This window comes from Stenotrophomonas sp. YAU14D1_LEIMI4_1, assembly GCF_003086815.1.
GTDB lineage: Bacteria > Pseudomonadota > Gammaproteobacteria > Xanthomonadales > Xanthomonadaceae > Stenotrophomonas.
In genome coordinates, this window is record NZ_CP025997.1 from 1,975,756 (window position 1) to 2,001,268 (window position 25,513).

Sequence of the window (25,513 nt, forward strand, 5' to 3'; positions counted from 1 at the left end):
AGCATCCCCCCTCACTACACGATTCCCGCAGATCCATGAGCGAAGCTACCGATACCCCCCCCGTCGACGAAAACAAGTTGATCGCCGAGCGCCGTGAGAAACTCAAAGCGCTGCGTGGGCAGGGCATCGCGTACCCGAACGATTTCCGTCGCCAGGACTTCGCCGGGCGCCTGCAGGATGAGTTCGCCGATGCCGAGCAGTGGACCGCCGAGGCGCTGGAAGCCACCGGCCGCACGGTGAAGATGGCCGGCCGCCTGATGGCCAAGCGCATCATGGGCAAGGCCAGCTTCGCCCAGATCCAGGACGAGTCCGGCCGCATCCAGCTGTTCCTGCAGGGCGCCGTGCTGGGCGATGCCTACACCGCCTTCAAGGGCTGGGACGTGGGTGACATCATCGCCGTGGAAGGCGGCCTGACCCGTACCAAGACCGGTGAACTGTCGGTCAAGGCCGAAACGATCCGCCTGCTGACCAAGTCGCTGCGCCCGCTGCCGGACAAGTGGCACGGCCTTTCCGACGTGGAACAGCGCTACCGCCAGCGCTACGTCGACCTGATCGTGACCCCGGAATCGCGCGCGGTCTTCATCAAGCGCTCCAAGATCATCCGCGCCATGCGTGCGTGGCTGGACAACCGCGACTTCCTGGAAGTTGAAACGCCGATGATGCATTACATCCCCGGCGGCGCGGCGGCCAAGCCGTTCACCACCCACCACAACGCGCTGGACCTGGACCTGTACCTGCGCGTGGCGCCGGAGCTGTACCTCAAGCGCCTGACCGTGGGCGGCCTGGAGCGGGTCTACGAGATCAACCGCAACTTCCGCAACGAAGGCGTCAGCACCCGTCACAACCCGGAATTCACCATGATGGAGCTGTACGAGGCCTATGCCACGTACAACGAGATCATGGACCTGACCGAGGGCGTGATCCGCGATGTGGCGCAGACCGTCAACGGCGGCACCACGGTGGAATGGGACGGCGCCAACATCGACCTGGGCCCGGCGTTCCGCCGCTGGCGCATGGACGAGGCGGTGCGCCACCACAATCCGGAAATCTCCGCGGCCGACTGCACTGACCGCGAGGCCCTGCTGCGTCATTGCGAGCGCTTGAAGATCCGCGTCAAGCCGTCTTACGGCTGGGGCAAGCTGCTGCTGGAAATCTTCGAGGCCACCGTCGAACACACTCTGATCCAGCCGACCTTCATCACCGACCACCCGGTGGAGGTTTCGCCGCTGGCCCGCGCCAACGACAACGATCCGGGCTACACCGACCGCTTCGAGCTGTTCATCAACGGCAAGGAGCTGGCCAACGGCTTCTCCGAACTGAACGACCCGGAAGACCAGGCGCAGCGCTTCCAGGCCCAGGTGGCCGCCAAGGAAGGTGGCGACGACGAGGCCATGCACTACGATGCCGACTACATCCGTGCGCTGGAGTACGGTATGGCCCCGACCGGTGGCCTGGGTATCGGCGTGGACCGTCTGGTGATGCTGCTGACCGGCAGCAGTTCGATCCGTGACGTTCTGCTGTTCCCTTACATGCGTCCGGAGCACTAAGCTCGGGTTCGCACTCTGTATGTGCGCGCCGTCCCGGAATGGGATGGCGCGATTGACGCTTTCCGCACACGGCGTATGGTGATTGCACCGCCTTGACATCCCCTGTGGCAAACAGGGGCCGGGGTGGAGGCAATGCGAAGGACCGGCTTCACATTGTGATGACGATCATGAACCGGCGACATCGTGACGGGAGTGGGGCCGATGCAGGGTGCCAGTGTGCACAGCGGCGGAGTATCCTCGCCGGCTGAGTTTCCAGCGTGGTCGAGAAGGAAGGCAGAGAGCGCGTTGAATATCGTCATTGTCGACGACCAGACTTCTGCACGGACGATGTTGCGGCATGTCATTGAAGACATCGCACCAGAACTGTCCGTGTACGACTTTGGCGATCCGCTTACGGCCCTGGCCTGGTGCGAAGCGCACCCGGTCGATCTGTTGCTGCTGGACTACCGCATGCCGGAAATGGACGGGCTGGAGTTCGCCCGCCGCTTCCGCCGCCTGCCCAAGCATCGCGACATTCCGGTGATCCTGATCACCGTGGTGGGCGATGAACCGATCCGCCAGGCGGCACTGGAAGCCGGGGTGATCGATTTCCTGGTCAAGCCGATCCGCCCGCGTGAACTGCGCGCGCGCTGCTACAACCTGCTGCAGCTGCGCCAGCAGAGCGAGAACGTGAAGCAACGCGCCTTGTCGCTGGAGCAGCGCCTGCTGGCCAGCATGCACGAGGTGGAAGAGCGCGAGCGCGAAACCCTTGCGCGGCTGGCGCGGGCGATCGAGTTCCGTGATGCCGGCACCAGTGCCTATCTTGAGCGCATGGCACGCGTGGCCGGGCTGATTGCCGAGCAGCTGGGCCTGCCCGAAGACGAAGTGAAGCTGATCGAGATGGCCGCGCCCCTGCACGACATGGGCAAGATCGCCATTCCCGATGCGGTGCTGCTGAAACAGGGCAAGCTGACCGATGACGAGCTGGCGATCATGCGCCGGCACCCGCGCATCGGCCACGAACTGCTGAGCGGCAGCCAGAACCGCTTCATCCAGGTCGGTGCGCTGATCGCGCTGCGCCACCACGAGCGCTACGACGGCAGCGGCTATCCCGACGGCCTGGTGGGCGACGCGATTCCGCTGGAGGCGCGCATCGTGGCCGTGGCCGATGTGTTCGACGCGCTGATTTCGCCGCGTCCGTACAAAGAGGCGTGGACCTTCGAAGCGACCCTGGCCTATCTGTACGCCCAGCGCGGGCGCCTGTTCGACCCGCGCTGCGTGGATGCGCTGCTGCGCGGGCGCAATCAGCTGGAACAGATCTGCGCCGAGCACTCCACCGCCTCGGCGCGGCCGGGGATGGGCACGTGAAGCGGCTGCTGTCGCGGCTGCGCCAGCGCCTGTCGAACCGGCAGGACAGCGAGCATGGGCAGCAGATCGTCCGTATCGTGCTGATCAGCCTGATCCTGGGCTACGTGCTGCTGCCCAGCGTGCGTTTCGACCTGCCGCACGACCAGTACGTGGGCGTGCTGGCCATCGTGCTGACCGGCCTGAGCCTGTCGCTGCTGGCGTTCGGCTGGTTGCTGTGGCGTCCCGGCCGCTCCGACCCGCGCCGCGTGCTGGGCATGCTGGCCGACTATGGGTTGATCGCCGCTGGCATGATCCAGATGGGCGAGCCGCTGTCGTGGGTCTACATCGTGGTGATGTGGGTGACCGTCGGCAACGGCATGCGCTTTGGCAATACCTATCTTTACGTGGCCGTGGCGATGGCCATGGTCAGCTTCGGCGCCACCGCGCTGCTGACCCCGTACTGGCAGCAGAACCTGCGCCTGGCCATCGGCCTGTGGCTGGGCCTGGCGGCGGTACCGCTGTATTTCTCGACGCTGCTGCGTCAGTTGACCCATGCGATGGCCGAAGCGCGCCGGGCCAGTGAGGCCAAGAGCCGCTTCCTGGCCAACATGAGTCACGAATTCCGCACCCCACTCAATGGATTGAATGGCATGACCGAAGTGTTGGCGACCACGCGTCTGGATGAAGAACAGCGCGAGTGCCTGAATACCATCCAGGCCTCTTCCCGCAGCCTGCTGGCGCTGGTGGAGGAAGTACTGGACATCTCGGCCATCGAGGCCGGCAAGCTGCGCGTGGTGGCCGAGGATTTCGTGCTGTCCGACGTGATCCAGGCGATCGGCCTGATCCTGTTGCCGCAGGCCAAGGCCAAGCGGTTGGATTACCGGGTGAAGGTGGCCGCGACCGTGCCGCAGACCCTGCGCGGCGACGTGGGCCACCTGCGCCAGATCCTGCTGAACCTGGCCGGCAACGCGGTGAAGTTCACCGACCAGGGCCGGGTGGAGATCCGGGTGAACGTGGTGCATGCCGACACCCACGGTGCGGTGCGGCTGCGCTTTGACATCATCGATACCGGCATTGGCGTGCCGGTGGCCATGCGCCCGCGCTTGTTCGAGGCCTTCGAGCAGGCTGATGTGAGCATGGCCCGCCGCCACGAAGGCACCGGCCTGGGCACCACCATCGCCAAGGGCCTGGTCGAGGCCATGGACGGGCAGATCGGCTACCTGGACAACCCGCCACAGGGCAGCCATTTCTGGGTGGAACTGCCGTTCGCGCCGCCGCAGCCGGTCGAGCCGGGCCTGGTGCCCAGCGTGGCCGCCGGCGAGGACATCGGCCCGGGCGGCAACGTGATCGCCTTCGCCGATCCGTTCCTGCGCCACCGTGCGCGCGTGCGCAGCATGCAGATCCTGGTGGCCGACGACCACGAAGCCAATCGCATGGTGCTGCAGCGCCTGCTGCAGAAGGCCGGCCACCGGGTGATGTGCGTGGACGGCGGCGAAGCGGTGCTCGATGCGCTGGCCGAGAGTGAGTTCGATGCGGCCATCGTCGACCTGCACATGCCCGGCATGAGTGGCCTGGACATGCTGAAGGAACTGCGGGTGATGCAGTCCGGTGGCGGCCCGCGCACGCCGGTGATGGTGCTCAGTGCCGATGTGACCCCCGAAGCGATCCAGCGCTGCACGCAGGCCGGCGCGCATGCCTTCCTGGCCAAACCCGTGGTGGCCGCGCGCCTGCTGGATACGCTGGCGGAGATCGCCAACAACGCGAACCTGAAGAATGCCGCGCCCCTGGTGGTGCGTGCGCCGGTACAGCTCGATGGCGTGCTTGATACTGGCGTGCTGGACGAACTGGCATCGCTGGGCATGGGCGATGGCTTCGAACGTGAGTTCATCCGCCAATGCCTGGAAGATGCCGAGGCCTGCCTGCGCAAGGCAGAGGCCGATGGCGAGGCCGGGCGCTGGGGCCAGTTCCGCGAGCAGTCGCACGCGATCAAGGGTGTGTCCGGCAACCTGGGGCTGGTGCGCGCGGCCAACCGTGCCGGTGAGTTGATGCGCATGGCCGATTGGCAGTTGAAGGCCGAATGGCAGGCGCGCCTGTCGGTGCTGCAGGGGGCAATCAAGGAAGGCCGGCAGGCGCTGGACGCACGCGCCGAACGCAAGGCCCGCGGCGCGGCCGACGACGCCCCGTAGAGTCGAGCTTGCTCGACTATCGACGGCAGTCGAGCAAGCTCGACTCTACGTTTTGGGGATCGCGCGAAAAAAAGCCCGGTGGCCAGCCGGGCTCCAAGCCAGCAGGGGGAGGGCTGGAATCAGGCTGCATCCATCGACGCACGACGCGTCTGTGCCTTGATCAATCGATCCATCGTGCGCAGCGAGCGGTCACCCAGGGCCAGCGCCGAATCCACCCAGACCTTGGTGATTTCCAGCAGCTCGTCGTAGCTCACCGCCTGGGCCAGGTTGCGTGCGGCGTTCATGGCCAGGTACGACTGCGGCAGGCGCTGCTGGTGGCGGATCATCTCCTGCACGGCGGCACGGCCTTCGCCCTTCTTCACCAGCACGTCCACCACCCCCAGCGCGTGCATTTCCTCGGCACTGTAGATGCGGCCGTCCAGGATGATCCTCTCGGCCAGCTGCGGGGCCACGCGGCGGCACAGGAACGAGTACGCGCCCATGCCCGGGAACAGCCCGAACAGCACTTCCGGCAGGCCCATGCCGCTGCCTTCCTCGGCCACGATGGTGTGGCACGCCAGGGCCATTTCCAGACCGCCGCCCAGGGCGTCACCCTGGATCAGTGCGATAGAACGCACATCGCCGCCAAAGCCGGTGTGCAGGTGGTGCACGCCTTCCACGCAGCGTTGGGCGTAGGTCAGCAGCAGGTCGCGGTTGCCTTCGCGGATCAGGCGGGTGAACAGGTCCAGGTCACCGCCCAGGTTGTAGGCGATGGCATCGGAGGCCAGCACGAAGTGCCGTAGCTGACCGCTGTGACGTTGCGCCGGGCTGCGGGTGATGGCGTTCATGTAGCTCCACATTTCGTCCAGCATGTCCTTGCGGCAGCACGGGCGGATACCCGTGGACGCATCGGCATGCATGAACAGCCAGTGGGCAGCGCCGTCGTCGCTGTCTTCGGTACGGATGGTGGCAAACGGTGAACCGCTGGTAGGCAGTTTTTCGATGGTGCTCATGGAAGGGTCCTCGGCAGGCGGCCCGCGTGAAAACGTGGTGGCCGGCGGGCCGAACGGTCCACACACGAGGCGATGCTACAACGGGTGCAGCCTTTCACATGCGAAAAGGCCCGGGGCGTTTCCGACCCGGGCCTGACGGCGTTCAAACCAGTGGAAACCCTTACGTGGTGGGCGTATCGCGCAGCTCGCGACGCAGGATCTTGCCCACGTTGGTCTTCGGCAGCTCTTTTCGGAATTCTACGATTCTGGGGTGCTTGTAGCCGGTCAGGTTGGCCCGGGCATGTTCCTTGACCATTTCGGCGGTCAGGTTCGGGTCCTTCTTCACGATCACGACCTTCACCACTTCGCCGGACTTCTCGTCCGGAACGCCCACCGCGGCCACTTCCAGCACGCCGGGCATCATCGCGATCACGTCTTCCACTTCGTTGGGGTACACGTTGAAGCCGGACACCAGGATCATGTCCTTCTTGCGATCGACGATGTAGAAGAAGCCCTGCTCATCCATGCGCGCCATGTCGCCGGTGTGCAGCCAGCCGTCGGCGTCGATGGCCTGGCGGGTTTCGTCCGGGCGCTGCCAGTAGCCCTTCATCACCTGCGGGCCCTTGATGCACAGCTCGCCCACTTCGCCCAGCGCCAGGGTGTTGCCGCTGTCGTCCTTGATGCAGGCATCGGTGGACGGAATCGGCAGGCCGATGGCGCCGTTGTATTCCTTCAGGTCCAGCGGGTTGATGCAGGCCGCCGGCGAGGTTTCGGTCAGGCCGTAGGCCTCCACCAGGGTCACCCCGGTCACCTTCTTCCAGCGCTCGGCCACCGCACGCTGCACGGCCATGCCGCCGCCCAGGGTGACCTTCAGCGAGGAAAAGTCCACGGTGTCGAAGCCGGGGGTGTTCAGCAGGCCGTTGAACAGCGTGTTGACGCCGGTGATGGCGGTGAAGCGCACCGACTTGAGCTCTTTGACGAAGCCCTTCATGTCGCGCGGATTGGTGATCAGGTGGTTGCAGCCACCGAACTTCATGAAGACCAGGCCGTTCGCGGTCAATGCGAAGATGTGGTACAGCGGCAGGGCGGTGATGATCCATTCCTTGCCCGGCTCGATGCCCGATGCGCCGATCCAGGCCGAGGCCTGCTGCATGTTGGCGATCAGGTTGCGGTTGGTCAGCATGGCGCCCTTGGCCACGCCGGTGGTGCCGCCGGTGTACTGCAGGAATGCCACATCGTCGTGGTCGATCTCGACCTTGGGCAGGGTGTGGCGGCTGCCCAGCTTGAGCGCCTGCTTGAAGCGGATGGCGCCCTTCAGATGGTAGTTGGGCACCATCTTCTTGACGTACTTCAGCACGAAATTGACGATCGCACCCTTGGCCCCGAGCAGGTCGCCCAGGCCGGTGGTGATGACCTGCTTGACCTGGGTCTCGGCGATGACCTGCTGCACGGTGTCGCCGAAGTTGTCCACGACCACCAGCGCGGTGACACCGGCGTCGACCAGCTGATGCTTCAGCTCGCGGGCGGTGTACAGCGGGTTGACGTTGACCACGGTCAGGCCGGCGCGCAGTACGCCGAAGGTCGCGATGGGGTACTGCAGGCAGTTGGGCATCATCAGGGCAACGCGGTCACCCTTTTTCAGCTTCAGTTCGCCCAGCAGGTAGGCCGCGAACTGCTCGACCAGGGCATCGGTTTCACCGTAGGTGAGCACCTTGCCGAAACTGGAGTAGGCGGGGCGGTCGCGGAACTTCGCCACGGAGGCGTCGAAGACCGAAGCTACCGAATGGAACTCGTTGACGTCGATTTCGGCGGGAACGCCTTTCGGATAGCTCTGCAGCCAGGGACGATCCAGACTCATATTCCCCCTCCAGGAATCGTTGTGATGGGTGCGGCGCGGACAGTATCCGCCAGAACCGCTCGCAGCAGCATACCGTTCCGTAGGGAAAACGCGAAGAGGGCGTGACGGTCAGTGCGCCGGTGGTTGGGAGATGCCGACCTTGGTCGGCAGGATGGGCTGGCGCGTGCCCACCAAGGTGGGCACCTATCGGGTGTTGGGGTGGTTGGCGTGTGCCCACCAAGGTGGGCACCTACCGGGCGTTGGGGTGGTTGGCGCGTGCCCACCAAGGTGGGCACCTACCGGGCGCACGGGCGTGGCATTCGCGTCAGCGCTGGCGGCGTACCGGGGCGCCGTTGGCCTGGTAGTACGGGGCCGTGCTGCGGGCCAGCGCGGGGCGGCCGCGGATCACGTCGGCCAGCTTCTCGGCCATCATGATGGTCGGTGCGTTGAGGTTGCCGGTCACCACCTGCGGCATGATCGAGGCATCAACGATGCGCAGGCCGTCCAGGCCGTGCACGCGGCCCTGGCCATCGACCACCGCCATCGGGTCGTCGGCATGCCCCATCTTGTTGGTGCACGAGGGGTGGTAGGCGGTCTCGGCGTGCTCGCGCACGAAGCCATCGATCTGCGCGTCGGTCTGCAGCTCGCGGCCGGGCGAGATCTCGCGGCCGCTGTAGGGGGCCAGCGCCGGCTGCGCGAAGATCTCGCGGGTGATGCGGATGGCGGCGCGGAACTCGCGCCAGTCCTGCTCGTGCGACATGTAGTTGAACAGGATGCTGGGATGTTCGCGCGGGTCCTTGGAACGCACGTGGATGCGACCGCGGCTGGGCGAGCGCATCGAGCCCACGTGCATCTGGAAGCTGTGCGCCTTGATCGGGTTGGAGCCGTTGTAATTGATGGCCACCGGCAGGAAGTGGTACTGCAGGTTCGGCCAGTCGAATTCGGCATCGCTGCGGATGAAGCCGCCGGCCTCGAACTGGTTGCTGGCGCCGATGCCGGTGCCCAGGAACAGCCACTCCGCGCCGATGGCCGGCTGGTTGTACAGCTTCAGTGCCGGCGCCAGCGATACCGGCTTCTTGCATTCGTACTGCAGGTACATTTCCAGGTGATCCTGCAGGTTGGCGCCGACGCCGGGCAGGTGGTGCACCAGGTCGATATGCAGGCTGCGCAGCAGGTCGGCCGGGCCCACGCCCGAGCGCTGCAGGATCTGCGGCGAAGCAATGGCGCCGCCGCACAGCAGCACCTCGCGGCGGGCGGTGGCGCGCTGCGGCTGGTCGTTGTGCAGCCACTGCACGCCCACCGCGCGCTTGCCCGAGAACAGGATGCGGTCGGTCAGCGCGTGGGTGACGATGGTCAGGTTCGGGCGCGGCTTGGCCAGGTCCAGGTAGCCACGGGCGGTGCTGGAGCGACGGCCCTTGGCGGTGACCGTGCGGTCCATCGGGCCGAAGCCTTCCTGCTGGTAGCCGTTCAGATCATCGGTGCGCGGGTAGCCGGCCTGCACGCCGGCTTCGATCATGGCGGCAAACAGTTCGTTGTTGCCGGCCTTGGGCGTGGTGACCTGCAGCGGGCCCTGGTCGCCATGGTAGTCGTTGGCGCCGATGTCGCGGGTTTCGGCCTTGCGGAAGTAGGGCAGGCAGTCCAGGTAGGTCCAGTCTTCCAGGCCCGGCATGCTGGCCCAGTTGTCATAGTCCATCGCGTTGCCGCGGATGTAGCACATGCCATTGATCAGCGAGGAACCGCCCAGGCCCTTGCCGCGGCCGCAGTCCATGCGCCGGTTGTTCATGAAGGGCTCCGGGTCGGTCTTGTACGCCCAGTTGTAGCGCTTGCCCTGCAGCGGGTAGGCCAGTGCGGCCGGCATCTGCGTGCGGAAATCGAGCCGGTAGTCGGGGCCGCCGGCTTCCAGCAGCAGAACGCGTACATCGGCGTCTTCGGTCAGGCGGGTGGCCAGCACGTTGCCGGCCGAACCGGCGCCGATGATGATGTAGTCGTACTCGTTGGTGGTGCTCATTATTGTCTCCTGCGGTCGGGGCGCGCTGCTCAGAACACGCTGGCGAAGTCGCCCAGTTCCACCTGGACCGATTTGATGCGGGTGTAGTGGCCCAGCGTGGACAGGCCGTTCTCGCGGCCCACGCCGGATTCCTTGTAGCCGCCCACCGGCATTTCGGCAGGCGATTCGCCCCAGGTGTTGATCCAGCAGATGCCGGCCTGCAGGCGGTGGATGATGCGATGGGCGCGGCTGATATCGCCGCTGACCACGCCGGCGGCCAGGCCGAACGGAGTGTCGTTGGCGCGCCGCACCGCTTCGTCTTCATCGTCGTAGGCCAGGATGCTCATCACCGGCCCGAAGATTTCCTCGCGCACGATCTTCATGTCGTCGCGGCAGTCGGAAAACACGGTGGGCTGCACGTACGCGCCCTTGGCCAGCGCACCCTCGGTGGCGCGGCCGCCACCGGTCAGCAGGCGGGCGCCTTCGGCCTTGCCGCTGTCGATGTAGCGCAGCACGTTGTCCATGTGCGGGAAGCTGACCACCGGCCCGAAGTTGGTGTCCGGCGCGGTCGGGTCGCCCATGCGGATGCGCTGCACGCGCTGTACCACCGCCGCTTCGAAGGCTGCCAGCATGGCGCGCGGCACGAACACGCGGGTGCCGTTGGTGCAGACCTGGCCGGAGCTGAAGAAGTTGGCCATGACCGCGATATCGGCGGCACGGTCCAGGTCGGCGTCCTGGCAGATCAGCAGCGGCGACTTGCCGCCCAGTTCCATGGTCACTTCCTTCAGTGACGAGGACGCGGCGGCCGCCATCACCTTCTTGCCGGTGGTGACGCCACCGGTGAAGGAGATCTTCTCGATCACCGGGTGTTCGGTCAGCCAGTTGCCAATCTCGCCGCCGGGGCCCTGCAGCACGTTGAACACGCCGTCGGGGACGCCGGCTTCGGTGTAGATCTCGGCCAGCTTCAGCGCCGTCAGAGGGGTCACTTCGGAGGGCTTGAACACCATCGCGTTGCCCGCGGCCAGTGCCGGGGCCGATTTCCACAGCGCGATCTGGATCGGGTAGTTCCAGGCGCCGATGCCGGCCACCACGCCCAGCGGTTCGCGGCGGGTGTAGAAGAAGCTCGATTCGCGCAACGGCAGCTGGATGCCTTCGATGGCCGTGGCCAGGCCGGCATAGTACTCCAGCACGTCGGCGCCGGTGACGATGTCCACGGTGGTGGTTTCGGCCAAAGCCTTGCCGGTGTCCAGCGTTTCCAGGTGGGCAAGCTCATCGTTGCGTTCGCGCAGGATCTCGACCGCGCGGCGCAGGATGCGCGAGCGTTCCATGGCGGTCATCGCGGCCCACGCCTGCTGGCCTTCGCTGGCGCTGCGTACGGCGCGGTCCACGTCGGCCTGGCTGGCAATCTGCACCTCGGCCAGCACCTGGCCGTTGGCCGGGTTCACGGTCTGGAAGGTCTTGCCGCTGGTGGCGTCGACCCGGCGGCCATGGATGTAGAGCTGTTGAACGGGCAGGGTGGGCATGGGGGTACTCCTTGGAAGGGGCAGGGTCCTGCAGCGCTTATAGCGCGTTGGCCTGCAACTGGAAGTCGATGTAGGCGTAGGCGATGTGACGGGCGTTGTCGCCGTTGATCTGGCCGCCGACCAGGCTGCCGCGCAGCCACAGGCCGTCGATCAATGCGGCCAGGCCACGGGCGGCCTCGCGGGCGGGTTCGGCCGGCAGGCTGCGGTGGAACTGGTAGGCCAGGTTGGAATACAGGCGCTGGTCGTTGATGCGCTGTAGTCGGGCCAGTTCCGGCTGGTGCATGCTGGCCGCCCAGAAGGTCAGCCAGACGCGCATGGCCGGCCCGCTGGTCTGGCTGGGGTCGAAGTTCGCATCCACCAGTGCGCGCAGTTGTGAGCGCGGATCTGCGGCGGCCTGCCCGCGGTGCTGGGCGAAGGCATCCTTGAGCTGGCTCAGGATCTGCCGCATGGCGGCGTTGAGCAGGCCGGCCTTGTCACCGAAGTAGTGGGCGACGATGCCGGTGGACAGGCCTGCCTTGCGCGCGATGGTGGCTACGGTGGCGTCGGCCAGGCCGATCTCGTGGATGACCTGGAAGGTGGCGTCGATCAGCTGTTGGCGGCGCAGGGGTTCGATGCCTTTCTTGGGCATGGGCCGGGTGGCCTGGGGAGGAGGGCGAGCAGTATGCGGGTTATTGATTGAACGTCCAATCAATAAAAAGTGAAGACCGCGTCAGCGCGGCCTGGTAGCGTTGAGCTTGCTCGACGAGCTTTTGGGGTCGGGGTCAGAGCCCTTTCCTTTGGAAAGGGATCCGACCCCTGGCGATGGCTTTGGTAGCGTCGAGCTTGCTCGACGAGCTTCTGGGATCGGGGTCAGGGCCCTTTCCGTTGGAAAGGGATCCGACCCCTTGGGTCACAGGCGCAATGCGGCTTCCAGCAGGGGCGTGGCCCAGGCCGGGGTGGCGGCAAGCTGTGCCAGGTCGTCCGGTTGCGGGAACTGCACCTGGCCATCTTCCATCTGCAGCAGCAGCCGGGGGTCGGGCACGGCTTCGCCGGGGGCGGCTTCGGCGCTGTTGTCGTAGACCTGCAGATGGGCCAGCACCGGCATCAGCCGGATCAGGTTCTGCTGCGCCAGTGGCCAGCGGCGTCGGATGTCGGCTTCGTTGATCGGGTGCCCGCCCGAGCGGACGCGGGCCTGGACCCGGGCGATGTGCTGTTCCGGGCTGGACAGGCCGCAGAACCACATCAGCACATCGTGGCTGTGGCTGGCTTCATGCAGCAGGGCGGCGATTGAATTGCCGCCCAGGGTGGTTTCAAAGGCGTGGTTGCGGCGCCGGTCCAGCGCATCGCGGATGCGGTTGACGCCTTCCTGCCAAGCCTGGGCGTTGGCCTCGGCCTGCGACAGCCCGGTGATGCCGCGCAGTTCGCGTGCGAAGGTGTCGGGGTTGAACCAGTTCAGCCCGGCCTCGCGCAGCACATGGCCGCCCACCGAACTCTTGCCGGCGCCATTGACGCCGGCAAGGACGTACAGGAAAGGCCGCGCCATCAGTGGCCGGTGCCGGCCTTGACCTGCCCGCCAAGGCGGGCGGGGCGGCGCAGCAGGTCGCGTGCGCTGCTGCCGGCCTGGGCCTGCTGCAGTACCGCCAGGCGCTGGTCGAAGCCGGCGCGCAGTTCAGCCAGGCCCGGGGCCTGGTCGCGCAGCTCCTCAAGCGAGGCTTCCAGCGCCTCCACGCGCGCCTGCAGGGCGCGGTACTGCTCGATGGAGACGATGACCGCCTGCGGTTCGTTATGGTTGGTGACCACCACCATGCGCTGGTCGCGGACCTCCTGCATGACCTTGCGCCAGTGTTCCTTCACCGACGAGGCGGTGGTGTGGGTCAGCTCGTTGATGGGGTCGAAGCGGACGGGCAGGTGAAGCATGGCGGGCTCCAGAAGGGGGGACCTGTGGCGCCAGCCTACACCGGATGTGGACGAATTTCATGAATGATGAAAAACATGATAAATATGAAAATTAGGGGCGGCTATTTCATTCCATTCCTAAAGACGCCATACGCCGCCGTACTGCACCATCACAGGCCGTTCCGTGAGGGAGAGTGCGATGCGCATTGCCGTGAGTTGCCTGCTGTTCTGTAGTTCCGCCTTGGCCGTGGCGCAGACGCCGCCACCGATGCAGCAGTTGGATTACCCGGTGCTGGCGATCGGCGACACCGGCCAGTTCCGGGTGCAGGTGCCGGCCTACGCCGGCGGCCAGGGCCGGGTGTCGTACGCGGCGCATGCGCTGATGCCGGGCAGCAGTGAGGACCGGGGCTACCGGTTCGTGGCCGTGCACTGCGAAGATCCCGGGTTCACTCCGGTCGTGCACTACGAGAATCGTGGGGTGGTGTGCTCGCGCATCGGCCAGGCGCCGCACCCGGCGTTCGAGATGGTGGTGACGGTGGTCAATACCGGCGCAGCTGATGGCGAGACTCTGATGGAAGAGGGGCTGCGCGGGCTGGTGTACGACGTGGGGCCGACGGCGGCCCCGTGGCGGATCTATGGTGTGCGGCCGTAGCGGCTGAAATTCTGGTAGGTGCCAACCTTGGTTGGCACGTTGGGATCAGTCGAGCAAGCTCGACTCTACCGAAGGCGGGCCATTGCCCCGGTAGGTGCCAACCTTGGTTGGCACGTTGGGATCAGTCGAGCAAGATCGACTGTACCGACGGCGGCCCATTGCCCTGGTAGGTGCCAACCTTGGTTGGCACGTGGGTTCAGTCGAGCATGGCTCGACTCTACAGAGGGCGGCGCATTACCGGCCGGCGAGCTGGCGCAGCACGTACTGCAGCAGGCCGCCGTGGCGGAAGTACTCAACCTCCTTCGGGGTCAGCAGCATCACCGACACTTCGAAGGTCTTCTGGGTGCCGTCGGCCTTGGTTGCGGTAACGGTGGCGCGCTTGCTGGCGCCATCCTGCAGGCCGGTGATGTCGATCACTTCCGAGCCGTCCAGACCCAGCGACTGTGCGTTTTCGCCGTTGCGGAACTGCAGCGGCAGCACGCCCATGCCCACCAGGTTGGAACGGTGGATGCGTTCGAAGCTTTCGGCAACGACCGCCTTCACCCCCAGCAGCAGGGTGCCCTTGGCCGCCCAGTCACGCGACGAGCCGGTGCCGTATTCCTTGCCGGCCAGCACCACCAGTGGCACCTTGTCGGCCTTGTACTTCATCGCCGCATCGTAGATGGCCAGCTTTTCCGGCTGGCCGCCTGCGGCGGGGTAGTACAGGGTGTTGCCGCCTTCTTCACCACCGAACATCAGGTTCTTGATGCGGATGTTGGCGAAGGTGCCGCGCACCATCACATCGTCGTTGCCGCGGCGGCTGCCGTAGCTGTTGAAGTCGGCCGGCTGCACGCCGCGTTCCTGCAGGAAGCGGCCGGCGGGCGAGTCCTTCTTGATGTTGCCGGCCGGGGAGATGTGGTCGGTGGTGATCGAATCGCCGAACAGGCCCATCACGCGTGCGCCGTGCACGTCGTCGATGCTGCCGGTCTGCATGGTCATGCCATCGAAGTAGGGCGGGTTCTTGATGTAGGTGGAAGCATCGCTCCACTCGTACAGATTGCCGTCCGGCGAGGCGATGGTGTTCCAGCGGCTGTCGCCCTTGAACACGTCGGCGTAGTTCTGCTTGAACATGTCCGGGCCCAGGGTGGCGGCGATGACATCGCCGATTTCCTTGTTGCTGGGCCAGATGTCGCGCAGGTACACCGGCTGGCCATCGCTGCCGGTGCCCAGCGGTTCGGTGGTCAGGTCGATGTCGGTGGTGCCCGCGATTGCATAGGCCACCACCAGCGGCGGGCTGGCCAGGTAGTTCATCTTTACTTCGGGGTGAACGCGGCCTTCGAAGTTGCGGTTGCCCGACAGCACCGAGGTGACCGCCAGGTCGCCCGCGGCGATACCGGCGCTGACTTCGGTCGGCAGCGGGCCGGAATTGCCGATGCAGGTGGTGCAGCCGTAGCCAACCACGTAGAAGCCGATCTTCTCCAGCTCCTTCAGCACGCCGGCCTTTTCCAGGTAATCGGTAACCACGCGCGAGCCCGGGCCGAGGGAGGTCTTTACCCACGGTTGGCGGTTCAGGCCCTTGGCCGCCGCGTTGCGCGCCAGCAGGCCGGCACCGATCATCACCGCCGGGTTGGACGTGTTGGTGCAGGAGGTGATGGCGGCGATGACCACCGCGCCATCCTTCAGCCGCACCTTGCGGCCTTCGATCTCGATGTCGGCCTGGCCCTTGGCCAGTTGCTCGTTGCCGACCGCCGTGCCGCCACCTTCATTGGTGAAGTTGGCAATGGCCGCGTCCTTGCGGTCGCGGTTGGCGGTCAGGCCGACCAGGGCTTCGCGGTAGTTCTTCTGCACGTCTTCCAGCAGCACGCGGTCCTGCGGGCGCTTGGGGCCGGCCAGCGACGGCTTCACCGTGCCCATGTCCAGTTCCAGCGTGGTGCTGTACTGCGCCGGCGCGCTGCCCGGTTCATGCCACAGGCCCTGCGCCTTGGCATAGGCTTCGACCAGGTTGATCTGTTCTTCGCTGCGGCCGGACAGGCGCAGGTAGTTCAGCGATTCGTGATCGATCGGGAAGATGCCGCAGGTGGCGCCGTATTCGGGGGCCATGTTGCCGATGGTGGCGCGGTCGGCCAGCGGCAGGTGCTGCAGGCCGTCACCGAAGAATTCGACGAACTTGCCGACCACGCCCAGCTTGCGCAGCATCTGGGTGACGGTCAGCACCAGGTCGGTGGCCGTAGCGCCTTCAGGCAGCTTGCCGGTCAGTTTGAAGCCGACCACCTGCGGAATCAGCATGGACGAGGGCTGACCGAGCATGGCCGCCTCGGCTTCGATGCCGCCCACGCCCCAGCCGAGCACGCCGATGCCATTGATCATGGTGGTGTGGCTGTCGGTACCGAACACGGTATCGGGGTAGGCCACGTCCTTACCGTCCTTCTGCGCGGTCATCACCACGCGCGCCAGGTTTTCCAGGTTCACCTGGTGGACGATGCCGGTATTGGGCGGCACCACCTTGAAGTTGTCGAACGCCTTCTGGCCCCAGCGCAGGAAGCCGTAGCGTTCCTGGTTGCGCTGGAATTCGATCTTGCCGTTCAGGTCCAGCGCGTCGGGCTTGCCGAACACATCCACCTGCACCGAGTGGTCGATGACCAGTTCGGAGGGAATCTGCGGGTTGATCTGTTCCGGCTTGCCGCCCAGCTTGACCACCGCGTCGCGCATGGCGGCCAGGTCGACCACGCAGGGCACGCCGGTGAAATCCTGCAGCACCACGCGTGCGGGCATGAAGGCGATTTCGGTGTCCGGCTCGGCGCTGGCCTGCCAGCGGGCGACCGCTTCGATGTGCTCGGGGCCCACGGTGGCGCCACCATCCTCGTGCCGGAGCAGGTTCTCCAGCAGGATCTTCATCGAATAGGGCAGGTGGGAGATGTCGAAGCGCTGGCCCAGCTTGGGCAGGCTGAAGTAATCGTAGGCCTTGCCGCCAACATCGAGCTGGCTGCGGGTGGAGAACGAATCGCTCATGCGGATGACTCCTCTTGCGGATGGCTTGCTCTGGCCCGTGCGTATACGGGCCTGCTTGCGGTCGCCGCGGGCCTGCTGGCCCCGGTGCACTCCAGTATGAACGCATTCACCTGGGCGCGGGCCGGCCTGCGGCATCGGGTCCAGACTACAGCGGCAGGTGTATGGCGTATGTCATGAATGTGGCGGATCCTTTGCGGCTGTAGGGGCCGGGGCGGGCCCGGCCGGGTTCGGGGTGGAAGTATGCCCGGCAAAGTATGTATAATTTGTGCATACCGAAGAGGGCCTACCGATGGAAGCCACTGTTGCAGAGCGCGGACAGATCACCCTGCCCAAGGCGGTGCGTGATGCCCTAGGCCTGACCAAGGGCACCCAGTTGAAGGTGGAGCTGGACGGCAGCCGTATCATCCTGCGCAAGAGCGTGGACGATGCGATCTCCCGCGCCCGCGGCAAGTTCGCGCTGGACGGCTTCGAGTCGGCCGAATCGGCGGTACGCGCGGTGCGCGACGAGGAATAAGGCGTGATGATTGCCGTCGATTCACCGGTACTGGTGGAACTGCTGAGCAACGGCCCGCAGGCCGATGCGGTCGAAGCCATCCTGCGGCAGAGCCTGGTCGGTGGCCGCGTGGTGGTCTGCGGCGCCACCCTGGCCGAAGTCTGCGCTTCGCTGCGCGGCGGTGCCGAAGTGCTGGAAGCGCTGGAAGAAATGGGCGTGCACTTCAACCCGATGGAGGCCAAATCGGCCCTGCGCGCCGGCGAGATGCACCGCCGCCACCGCCAGCGCAGCGGCAGCCGCCGCAGCCTGGACGAATTCATGGTCGGCGCCCACGCATTGCTGCAATGCGATGGCCTGATCACCTGGAACGACACGTTTTACCGCGACTACTTCAAGGGCCTGAAGCTGATCGTGCCGCAAGCCTGAGCCCACTTTGTTTTTTCAACCTACGCATTACCCGGGAGTTGTCATGTTGGAAGCCTACCGCCACCACGTCGCCGAGCGCGCTGCGCTTGGCATCCCGCCGCTGCCGCTGAGCGCGCAGCAGACGGCCGATGTCATCGAACTGCTGAAGAACCCGCCGCAGGGCGAGGCCGAGTTCCTGCTCGACCTGCTGACCCACCGCGTGCCGGCCGGCGTGGATGACGCTGCCAAGGTCAAGGCCTCGTACCTGGCCGCCATCGCGCTGGGCAGCGAGCAGAACCCGCTGATCAGCCGCGAGCGTGCCACCGAACTGCTGGGCACCATGCTGGGCGGTTACAACGTGGCCCCGCTGGTGCAGCTGCTGGACGACGCCAGCGTTGGCACCATCGCCGCTGACGGCCTGAAGAAGACCCTGCTGGTCTTCGATGCCTTCCACGATGTGCAGGAGAAGGCCAAGGCCGGCAACGCCAACGCGCAGTCCGTGCTGCAGAGCTGGGCCGATGCCGAGTGGTTCACCAACAACCCGGAAGTGCCGCAGAGCCTGACCGTGACCGTGTTCAAGGTGCCGGGCGAAACCAACACCGACGACCTGTCGCCGGCGCCGGATGCAACCACCCGCCCGGACATTCCGATGCACGCCCTGGCGATGCTGAAGAACAAGCGCGACGACGCGCCGTTCACCCCGGAAGAAGACGGCAAGCGCGGCCCGATCCAGCAGATCCTGGACCTGAAGGACAAGGGCCACCTGGTTGCCTACGTGGGCGACGTGGTCGGTACCGGTTCCTCGCGCAAGTCGGCCACCAACAGCGTGCTGTGGTGGACTGGCGATGACATTCCGTTCATCCCGAACAAGCGCGCCGGTGGCGTCTGCCTGGGTTCGAAGATCGCCCCGATCTTCTACAACACCATGGAAGATGCCGGTGCACTGCCGATCGAGCTGGACGTGTCGAAGATGGAGCACGGCGATGTGGTCGAGCTGCGTCCGTACGAAGGCAAGGCGCTGAAGAACGGCGAAGTGATTGCCGAATTCCAGGTCAAGTCCGAAGTGCTGTTCGACGAAGTGCGCGCCGGTGGCCGCATTCCGCTGATCATCGGCCGCGGCCTGACCGGCAAGGCGCGTGAAGCGCTGGGCCTGGCCCCGACCGATCTGTTCCGCCTGCCGGTGCAGCCGGCCGACACCGGCAAGGGCTTCTCGCTGGCGCAGAAGATGGTCGGCCGCGCCTGTGGCCTGGCCGAAGGCCAGGGCATGCGCCCGGGCACCTACTGCGAACCGAAGATGACCTCGGTCGGCTCGCAGGACACCACCGGCCCGATGACCCGTGACGAGCTGAAGGACCTGGCCTGCCTGGGCTTCTCGGCCGACCTGGTGATGCAGTCGTTCTGCCACACCGCCGCTTACCCGAAGCCGGTGGACGTGAAGACCCACCACACCCTGCCGGAGTTCATCTCCACCCGCGGCGGCATCTCGCTGCGCCCGGGCGATGGCGTGATCCACAGCTGGCTGAACCGCATGCTGCTGCCGGACACCGTCGGTACCGGTGGTGACTCGCACACCCGTTTCCCGGTGGGCATTTCGTTCCCGGCCGGCTCGGGCCTGGTCGCCTTCGCCGCCGCCACCGGCGTGATGCCGCTGGACATGCCCGAATCGGTGCTGGTGCGCTTCAAGGGCCAGATGCAGCCGGGCGTCACCCTGCGTGACCTGGTCAACGCGATCCCGCTGTACGCCATCAAGTCGGGCCTGCTGACCGTGGCCAAGGCCGGCAAGAAGAACATCTTCTCCGGTCGCATCCTGGAAATCGAAGGTCTGCCGGAACTGAAGGTCGAACAGGCCTTCGAACTGTCCGATGCGTCGGCCGAGCGTTCGGCTGCCGGTTGCTCGGTGCGCCTGAACAAGGAACCGATCATCGAGTACCTGACCAGCAACATCACCCTGCTGAAGTGGATGATTGCCGAGGGTTACCAGGATCCGCGTTCGCTGCAGCGCCGTATCGAGAAGATGGAAGCGTGGCTGGCCAACCCGGAGCTGCTGGAGCCGGATGCCGACGCCGAATACGCTGCCGTCATCGAGATCGACCTGGCCGACATCCACGAGCCGATCGTGGCCTGCCCGAACGACCCGGACGACGTGAAGACCCTGTCCGAAGTGGCCGGCGCCAAGATCGACGAAGTGTTCATCGGTTCGTGCATGACCAACATCGGTCACTTCCGCGCCGCGGCCAAGCTGCTGGACGGCAAGCGTGACCTGCCGACCCGCCTGTGGGTGGCCCCGCCGACCAAGATGGATGCTTCGGAGCTGACCAAGGAAGGCGTGTACGGCACCTTCGGCGCCACCGGCGCACGCATGGAAATGCCGGGCTGCTCGCTGTGCATGGGCAACCAGGCGCAGATCCGCGAAGGTTCCACCGCGATGTCGACCTCGACCCGCAACTTCCCGAACCGTCTGGGCCGCAACACCAACGTGTACCTGGGTTCGGCCGAACTGGCCGCGATCTGCTCGCGTCTGGGCCGCATCCCGACCAAGGAAGAGTACATGGCCGATATTGGCGTGATCGCCAAGAGCGGTGCGGAAATCTACCGCTACATGAACTTCGACCAGATCGAGGAGTACCAGGACGTGGCCAAGACGGTCGCTGCCTGATCCTGCTGATCGGTTGATGCGGTAAACGAAGAACCCCCGGTGCGAGCCGGGGGTTTTTTGTGCGCGGAGCCCGCTACTGCCTGGTCCAGTCTGCGTTGCCTTGCAGCCGACGGCCGCCGATCAGCACGTTGCCGCGCTTTCCAGATACGTCCATTTCAAACCATGGCAGTCCGTCGCGGCGGAGCGGACGCACATAGGCCTGGCAGCGGGCGCGGTCGAATTCGATGTAATAGCGGCGCTGCACGTTGGGAGGCGGCGGAATCGACAGGCCTTTCCAGCTGACCTCGACCGCGCCGGGATCCTCACGGCCGATCAGCATCAGCGTAAAGACCACGTCCCGCTGTCCGGCCTCGAAGTAGAACAGATCGCCGCTGGCGTTGGCCGGTACCAGGGGCAGTGACAATAGTGCGGCCGCCAGCGCGGCCTTCCAGTTCCTTCTGATCATGCGCGGCATTCCTTGTGCAGTGCTGACATCAAAGCACACTGTAGAGCCTGGCCGATGCTTGGCGACTTGTTGGCTCGATGGGGCAGCCGAGCGTGGGCAAGGGCGCCCCACGCGGCTTCAGCGATAGCGGAATGGCCAGGCGTCAGGGCCATCGCTGCTGCGTTCGGCGCACACCTCGCGGAAGACCTGCAGGAAGGCCTGCTGCGGCCGCGTGGGGTGCCAGTCGGCACGGGTGGTCAGGCCGATGCGGCGGCGCAGGGCCTGACCGGCCAGGCCCAGGTCGGCCAGCAGGCCGGCCTGGCGTTCGATCAGGAACTGGTCGCGTGACATCAGGGTCAGCCAGTCGTCTTCCAGCAGCAGCCCGCGGGTGATCACCAGCGAGCCACATTCAATGCGCAGCACCGGCGGTTCGTGGCCGTTGTCGCGGAACATCCGTTCCCAGCGTGCGCGCACCGGTGCGCCGGTGGCCGGGATCACCCAGGGGTAGTCGAGCAGCTGCGCAAAGCGCCACGGCTGCTGTGCCGCCAGCGGATGACCGGCGCGGCCCACGATCACCGGATCATCGTCGAACAGGCCTTCCTGCACCACGTCGGGCACCGCGCTGAGATCACGCATGGCGCCCACCAGCAGGTCCAGGCTGCCCTGGCGCAGGTCGGACAGCAGTTCCGAGAACGGCCCTTCCACCACGTTCACGGTGGCGCCCGGCCAGGCCCGGGCGAAGCGTGCCAGTGCCTGTGGCAGCAGCAGTGCGCGGGCCAGCGGCATCACCCCGATGGCCAGGCGCCCACCATGCTGGTCGCGCAGGGCGGCCAGCTCGTCCACGCCGGTGGCCAGTTCGGACAGCGCCAGCCGCACCCAGCGCAGCAGGCGTGTGGCGGCCGGCGTGGCCAGCAAGGCCTTGCCGCGCCGCTGCAGCAGTGGCACTTCGATCACCGCTTCCAGATCGCGCACGGCGCGATGCATGGCCGGTTGCGAGATTCCCGCGCGCGCTGCAGCCAGGGTGAAGCTGCCGGCGCTGTCCACCGCAGTGAGTGCGCGCAGCTGGCTGAGGGTCAGCCGGCGCTCGACCGCAGCCAGTGCCGGAAGCCGCGCGGCGCGACGGGCGGCGCGCACGCCGCGGGCCAGGTAGGCCAGGGCGCGCTCGATGCGTGGCACCAGCAGCACCGTGGCCTCGGTGGCGACCATGCCAGCGGGCTGCCGGTCGAACAGCGCTGAATCCAGTTGCCGCTCCAGCCTTGCGATGGCCTGGGTGAGCGCCGGCTGGGACAGATTGATGTGCGGCGCCGCCGCGCTGATGCCGCCGTGGGTGTGCACTGCCAGCAGCGCGTGCAGGTGCTTCAGGTTCAGCTCGGGCAGCGCGTTCATGGCACAATTATAACAAGAGTGAATGGCATGGACGAAAAACGATCTTGAGGGGCTGTGGGCTGCGGAACAGACTGCGCCATCGCCAACGAAGGATGGATGGATGTCCCGCGTCATCACCCGCATCGAGCGCGCCGCACCGGCGCTGATCCAGTCACTGGCCGAGGCCGGCGTGGCCACCGTGCACGAGGCGCAGGGCCGCAGCGGCCTGCTGCACCCGCGGCTGCGCCCGATCTACAACGGCGCGCGCATTGCGGGCAGCGCAGTGACCGTGTCGGTGCCGCCGGGCGACAACTGGATGATGCATGTGGCCATCGAGCAGCTTGGCGAGGGCGACATCCTGGTGGTGGCACCGACCAGCGACTGCAGCGATGGCTACTTCGGCGATCTGCTGGCCACCTCGGCGCAGGCGCGCGGTTGCCGCGGCCTGGTGATCGATGCCGGCGTGCGCGATGTGCGTGAGCTGACCGCGATGGGCTTCCCGGTCTGGAGCCGCGCGATCCATGCGCAGGGCACGGTGAAGGAAACGCTGGGTTCGGTGAACGTGCCGCTGGTCTGTGGTGGCGCCCTGGTGAATGCGGGTGACGTGGTGATCGCCGACGATGACGGCGTGTGCATCGTGCCGCGTGCCGAGGCGGCGCGGGTGGCTGCCGAGGCGCAGGCGCGCGAAGCACGCGAGGCCGACAAGCGCGAGCGCCTGGCCCGTGGCGAACTGGGCCTGGACATCTACGCGATGCGTGAGCGGCTGGCAGCCAAGGGCCTGCGCTATGAGTAAGGGTGTGCGCGCGATGTGGATGCGCGGTGGCACGTCCAAGGGCGGGTTCTTCCTGGCCCAGGACCTGCCGGCCGACACTGCCGCGCGCAATGCCTTCCTGCTGCGCGCCTATGGTTCGCCGGACGTGCGGCAGATCGATGGCATGGGCGGCGGCGACCCGCTCACCTCGAAGGTGGCGGTCGTATCGCCCTCGCAGCGCGAGGGTGCCGATGTCGATTACCTGTTCCTGCAGGTCTTCGTGGACCAAGCGCTGGTAAGCGATGCGCAGAACTGCGGCAACATGCTGGCTGGCGTGGGCCCGTTCGCGATTGAACGCGGGCTGGTGCCGGCACGCGATGGGGTGACCGAGGTGCGCATCTTCATGGCCAACACCGGCACCCTGGCCACCGCCAGCGTGCAGACGCCCGCAGGCCGGGTGAGCTATGCCGGTGACGCGCGCATCGACGGCGTGCCGGGTACTGCCGCGCCGGTGCCGCTGGCGTTCGAGGACACGGCCGGTTCCAGCTGCGGCGCGCTGCTGCCCACCGGCAACGCCGTGGATGTGATCGACGGCGTGCAGGTGACCCTGATCGACAACGGCATGCCCTGCGTGGTGCTGCAGGCATCGGATCTGGGCATCAGCGGGCATGAGGACCGCGCCACCCTGGATGCCGACGACGCACTGAAGGCGCGGCTGGAGGCGATCCGTCTGCAGGCCGGGCCGAAGATGAACCTGGGCGAGGTGGCCGAAAAATCGGTGCCGAAGATGATGCTGGTGGCCGCGCCGGCCGACGGCGGCGCGATCTGCGTGCGCTCGTTCATCCCGCACCGCTGCCATGCCTCCATCGGCGTGTTGGGCGCGGTGACGGTGGCCACGGCCTGCCTGTTGCCGGGTTCGCCGGCACACGCCCTGGCCCGCTTGCCGGGTGGGCAGGTGCAGACGCTGGCGGTGGAGCACCCCAGCGGGGCGACCGCCTGCGTGATTGAACTGAATGAGGACGGGCAGGTGGCCCGCGCGGCGATGCTGCGCACTGCACGGAAGCTGTTCGACGGCGAACTGTTCGACTGAACAGGCGACGCCTTTCTATTCTCTGCGACCTGGGAGGGTTGTTATGACCGTGGTAGGGAAGCGGCCGGGCCGCTTTGGAATATTGGGCCAGTTGTGGTTTCAGGTGTTGGCCGGCACCGTGATCGGCGTGTTGCTGGGCTGGCTGCAGCCGGACCTGGGTTCGGCGATGAAGCCGCTGGGCGATGGCTTCATCAAGCTGATCCGGATGATGATCGGGCCGATCATCTTCGTCACCGTGGTGCACGGCATCGCCGGCATGCGTGACATGCGCAGCGTGGGACGGCTGGCGCTGAAGTCGCTGATCTACTTCGAGGTGATCACCATCCTGGCGCTGATCGTCGGCCTGGTGGCGGTGGATCTGTGGAAGCCCGGTGCCGGCATGAACATCGATGCGGCGACCATCGACATGGCCAGCATCCAGGGCTACGTGCACACCGCCCATGACCAGTCGATCGTTGCCTACATCATGGCCATCATTCCCAACACGCTGGTCAGTGCGTTCACCGAAGCGCACGTGCTGCAGGTGCTGTTCGTGGCGGTGCTGTTCGGCGTGGCACTGGCCGCTGTCGGTGAACGCGGCAAGCCGGTGATGGACGTGATCGAGAGTGCTTCCGGCGCGCTGTTCAAGATCATCGGCTACATCATGTATGTGGCGCCCATCGGTGCATTCGGCGCCATCGCCTTCACCGTGGGCCAGTTCGGTGCCGCCTCGCTGCTGTCACTCGGCGAGCTGATCATCGAGTTCTTCGTGGTCTGCGGGCTGTTCACCGTCTTGGTGCTTGGCACGGTGTGCTGGTGGACCGGGGCCAGCCTGTGGCGCCTGCTGGGCTACCTGCGCGATGAGATCATCATCGTGGCGGCCACCACCAGCACCGAGACCGTGCTGCCGCGCCTGATCGAAAAGATGAAGAAGCTGGGCTGCGAGGAAGGGGTGGTCGGTTTCGTGATTCCCGCCGGCTACTCGTTCAACCTGGATGGCACCTGCCTGTACCTGACCACGGTGGCGATCTTCCTGGCCCAGGCCACCAATACCGAACTGACCGTGTGGCACCAGCTGGGGCTGATCGCCGTGCTGCTGCTGACGTCCAAGGGCGCGGCAGGCGTGGCCGGCGCGGCATTCGTGGTGCTGGCCGCCACCCTGGGCACCACCGGCACCATTCCGGTGGCCAGCATTGCCTTGATCCTGGGCATCCACCGCATCCTGGCCGAAGGGCTGACCTTCGTGAACCTGATCGGCAACGCGATTGCGGTGCTGGTGATCGCCAAGTGGGAAGGCAAGCTGGATGAAAAGACCATGGCGGCGCAGATCGGCACCCGCCGCACGCGCCAGCGTCTGCTGGGTGCACAGCCCGCCTGAGGCCATGGCCTGAGCCCTGACGGCCACCGCGCGTGGCCTCCATCGAATGCAACAACCTGGCGCCGGCGGCGCCGGGAAGG

20 protein-coding genes are annotated in these 25,513 nt (G+C 66.3%); 10 read left to right on the forward strand and 10 right to left on the reverse strand.

Annotated elements, in window-relative coordinates:
- Positions 1-35 precede the first annotated feature (35 nt).
- The 3 genes from lysS to C1932_RS09155 all read left to right on the forward strand — a co-directional run bounded on the left by lysS (position 36) and on the right by C1932_RS09155 (position 5,059).
- Positions 36-1,547 (forward strand): lysine--tRNA ligase, encoded by a 1,512-nt coding sequence (gene lysS, locus C1932_RS09145; protein ID WP_108761909.1) that lies wholly within the window; start codon positions 36-38, stop codon positions 1,545-1,547.
- A 201-nt stretch (positions 1,548-1,748) separates the two neighbouring features.
- On the forward strand, positions 1,749-2,894 hold the full coding sequence (locus C1932_RS09150) for a two-component system response regulator (protein WP_108761910.1): 1,146 nt from the start codon (positions 1,749-1,751) through the stop codon (positions 2,892-2,894).
- On the forward strand, positions 2,891-5,059 hold the full coding sequence (locus C1932_RS09155; RefSeq protein ID WP_108752991.1) for a response regulator: 2,169 nt from the start codon (positions 2,891-2,893) through the stop codon (positions 5,057-5,059). The genes C1932_RS09150 and C1932_RS09155 overlap by 4 nt, the downstream gene beginning before the upstream one ends.
- Positions 5,060-5,178: 119 nt before the next feature.
- Here C1932_RS09155 and C1932_RS09160 read toward each other — a convergent pair whose 3' ends face one another.
- From C1932_RS09160 to C1932_RS09190, 7 genes are all read right to left on the reverse strand, one after another.
- On the reverse strand, positions 5,179-6,051 hold the full coding sequence (locus C1932_RS09160) for a crotonase/enoyl-CoA hydratase family protein (RefSeq protein WP_108761911.1): 873 nt from the start codon (positions 6,049-6,051) through the stop codon (positions 5,179-5,181).
- A gap of 160 nt (positions 6,052-6,211) precedes the next feature.
- The gene (locus C1932_RS09165) at positions 6,212-7,888 is read right to left on the reverse strand and encodes a long-chain fatty acid--CoA ligase (RefSeq protein WP_108761912.1); all 1,677 of its coding nucleotides are present in this window, start codon (positions 7,886-7,888) and stop codon (positions 6,212-6,214) included.
- Positions 7,889-8,192: 304 nt separating this feature from the next.
- Positions 8,193-9,875: a choline dehydrogenase gene (gene betA, locus C1932_RS09170; protein WP_108761913.1), complete on the reverse strand. Its 1,683-nt coding sequence runs from the start codon at positions 9,873-9,875 to the stop codon at positions 8,193-8,195.
- 29 nt (positions 9,876-9,904) lie between these two features.
- Positions 9,905-11,377 (reverse strand): betaine-aldehyde dehydrogenase, encoded by a 1,473-nt coding sequence (gene betB / locus C1932_RS09175; RefSeq protein WP_108761914.1) that lies wholly within the window; start codon positions 11,375-11,377, stop codon positions 9,905-9,907.
- A 37-nt stretch (positions 11,378-11,414) separates the two neighbouring features.
- Positions 11,415-12,005 (reverse strand): transcriptional regulator BetI, encoded by a 591-nt coding sequence (gene betI / locus C1932_RS09180; protein WP_108761915.1) that lies wholly within the window; start codon positions 12,003-12,005, stop codon positions 11,415-11,417.
- Positions 12,006-12,266: 261 nt separating this feature from the next.
- Entirely contained in the window at positions 12,267-12,899 is a 633-nt protein-coding gene (locus C1932_RS09185) for an AAA family ATPase (protein ID WP_108761916.1), read from the reverse strand.
- Positions 12,899-13,273 (reverse strand): type II toxin-antitoxin system Phd/YefM family antitoxin, encoded by a 375-nt coding sequence (locus tag C1932_RS09190; protein ID WP_108752998.1) that lies wholly within the window; start codon positions 13,271-13,273, stop codon positions 12,899-12,901. Before C1932_RS09190 ends, C1932_RS09185 begins: the two co-directional genes overlap by 1 nt.
- Positions 13,274-13,451: 178 nt before the next feature.
- Between C1932_RS09190 and C1932_RS09195 the strand changes: the two genes are divergently transcribed.
- Positions 13,452-13,904, forward strand: coding sequence for a hypothetical protein (locus C1932_RS09195; protein ID WP_108761917.1), 453 nt, complete (start codon positions 13,452-13,454; stop codon positions 13,902-13,904).
- 234 nt (positions 13,905-14,138) lie between these two features.
- On the opposite strand, the gene acnA is transcribed toward C1932_RS09195, so the two are convergent.
- Positions 14,139-16,892, reverse strand: a complete 2,754-nt coding sequence (acnA, locus tag C1932_RS09200; protein ID WP_108761918.1) for an aconitate hydratase AcnA — start codon at positions 16,890-16,892, stop codon at positions 14,139-14,141.
- Positions 16,893-17,181: 289 nt separating this feature from the next.
- Here acnA and C1932_RS09205 point away from each other — a divergent pair, with 289 nt between their 5' ends.
- From C1932_RS09205 to acnB, 3 genes are read left to right on the forward strand one after another with little or no spacing between them, the layout of a single operon-like run.
- Entirely contained in the window at positions 17,182-17,406 is a 225-nt protein-coding gene (locus tag C1932_RS09205; RefSeq protein ID WP_108749517.1) for an AbrB/MazE/SpoVT family DNA-binding domain-containing protein, read from the forward strand.
- A gap of 6 nt (positions 17,407-17,412) precedes the next feature.
- Positions 17,413-17,811: a type II toxin-antitoxin system VapC family toxin gene (locus C1932_RS09210; protein ID WP_008267153.1), complete on the forward strand. Its 399-nt coding sequence runs from the start codon at positions 17,413-17,415 to the stop codon at positions 17,809-17,811.
- A 43-nt stretch (positions 17,812-17,854) separates the two neighbouring features.
- Positions 17,855-20,446 (forward strand): bifunctional aconitate hydratase 2/2-methylisocitrate dehydratase, encoded by a 2,592-nt coding sequence (acnB, locus tag C1932_RS09215; protein WP_108756099.1) that lies wholly within the window; start codon positions 17,855-17,857, stop codon positions 20,444-20,446.
- Between the two features lie 73 nt (positions 20,447-20,519).
- On the opposite strand, the gene C1932_RS09220 is transcribed toward acnB, so the two are convergent.
- Together C1932_RS09220 and C1932_RS09225 are read right to left on the reverse strand one after the other, a co-directional pair.
- Entirely contained in the window at positions 20,520-20,891 is a 372-nt protein-coding gene (locus C1932_RS09220) for a hypothetical protein (protein ID WP_159094514.1), read from the reverse strand.
- A gap of 117 nt (positions 20,892-21,008) precedes the next feature.
- Positions 21,009-22,256 carry a LysR substrate-binding domain-containing protein gene (locus C1932_RS09225; protein WP_108761920.1) on the reverse strand — a complete coding sequence of 416 codons (1,248 nt, stop codon included), beginning with the start codon at positions 22,254-22,256 and terminating at the stop codon, positions 21,009-21,011.
- A gap of 100 nt (positions 22,257-22,356) precedes the next feature.
- Between C1932_RS09225 and C1932_RS09230 the strand changes: the two genes are divergently transcribed.
- From C1932_RS09230 to dctA, 3 genes are read left to right on the forward strand one after another with little or no spacing between them, the layout of a single operon-like run.
- Complete coding sequence (locus C1932_RS09230) at positions 22,357-23,028, forward strand: 4-carboxy-4-hydroxy-2-oxoadipate aldolase/oxaloacetate decarboxylase (RefSeq protein ID WP_108761921.1); 672 nt, start codon at positions 22,357-22,359, stop codon at positions 23,026-23,028.
- Positions 23,021-24,076, forward strand: a complete 1,056-nt coding sequence (locus C1932_RS09235) for a 4-oxalomesaconate tautomerase (protein WP_108761922.1) — start codon at positions 23,021-23,023, stop codon at positions 24,074-24,076. The genes C1932_RS09230 and C1932_RS09235 overlap by 8 nt, the downstream gene beginning before the upstream one ends.
- Positions 24,077-24,119: 43 nt before the next feature.
- Positions 24,120-25,433: a C4-dicarboxylate transporter DctA gene (dctA, locus tag C1932_RS09240; protein ID WP_108761923.1), complete on the forward strand. Its 1,314-nt coding sequence runs from the start codon at positions 24,120-24,122 to the stop codon at positions 25,431-25,433.
- Positions 25,434-25,513: the final 80 nt, after the last annotated feature.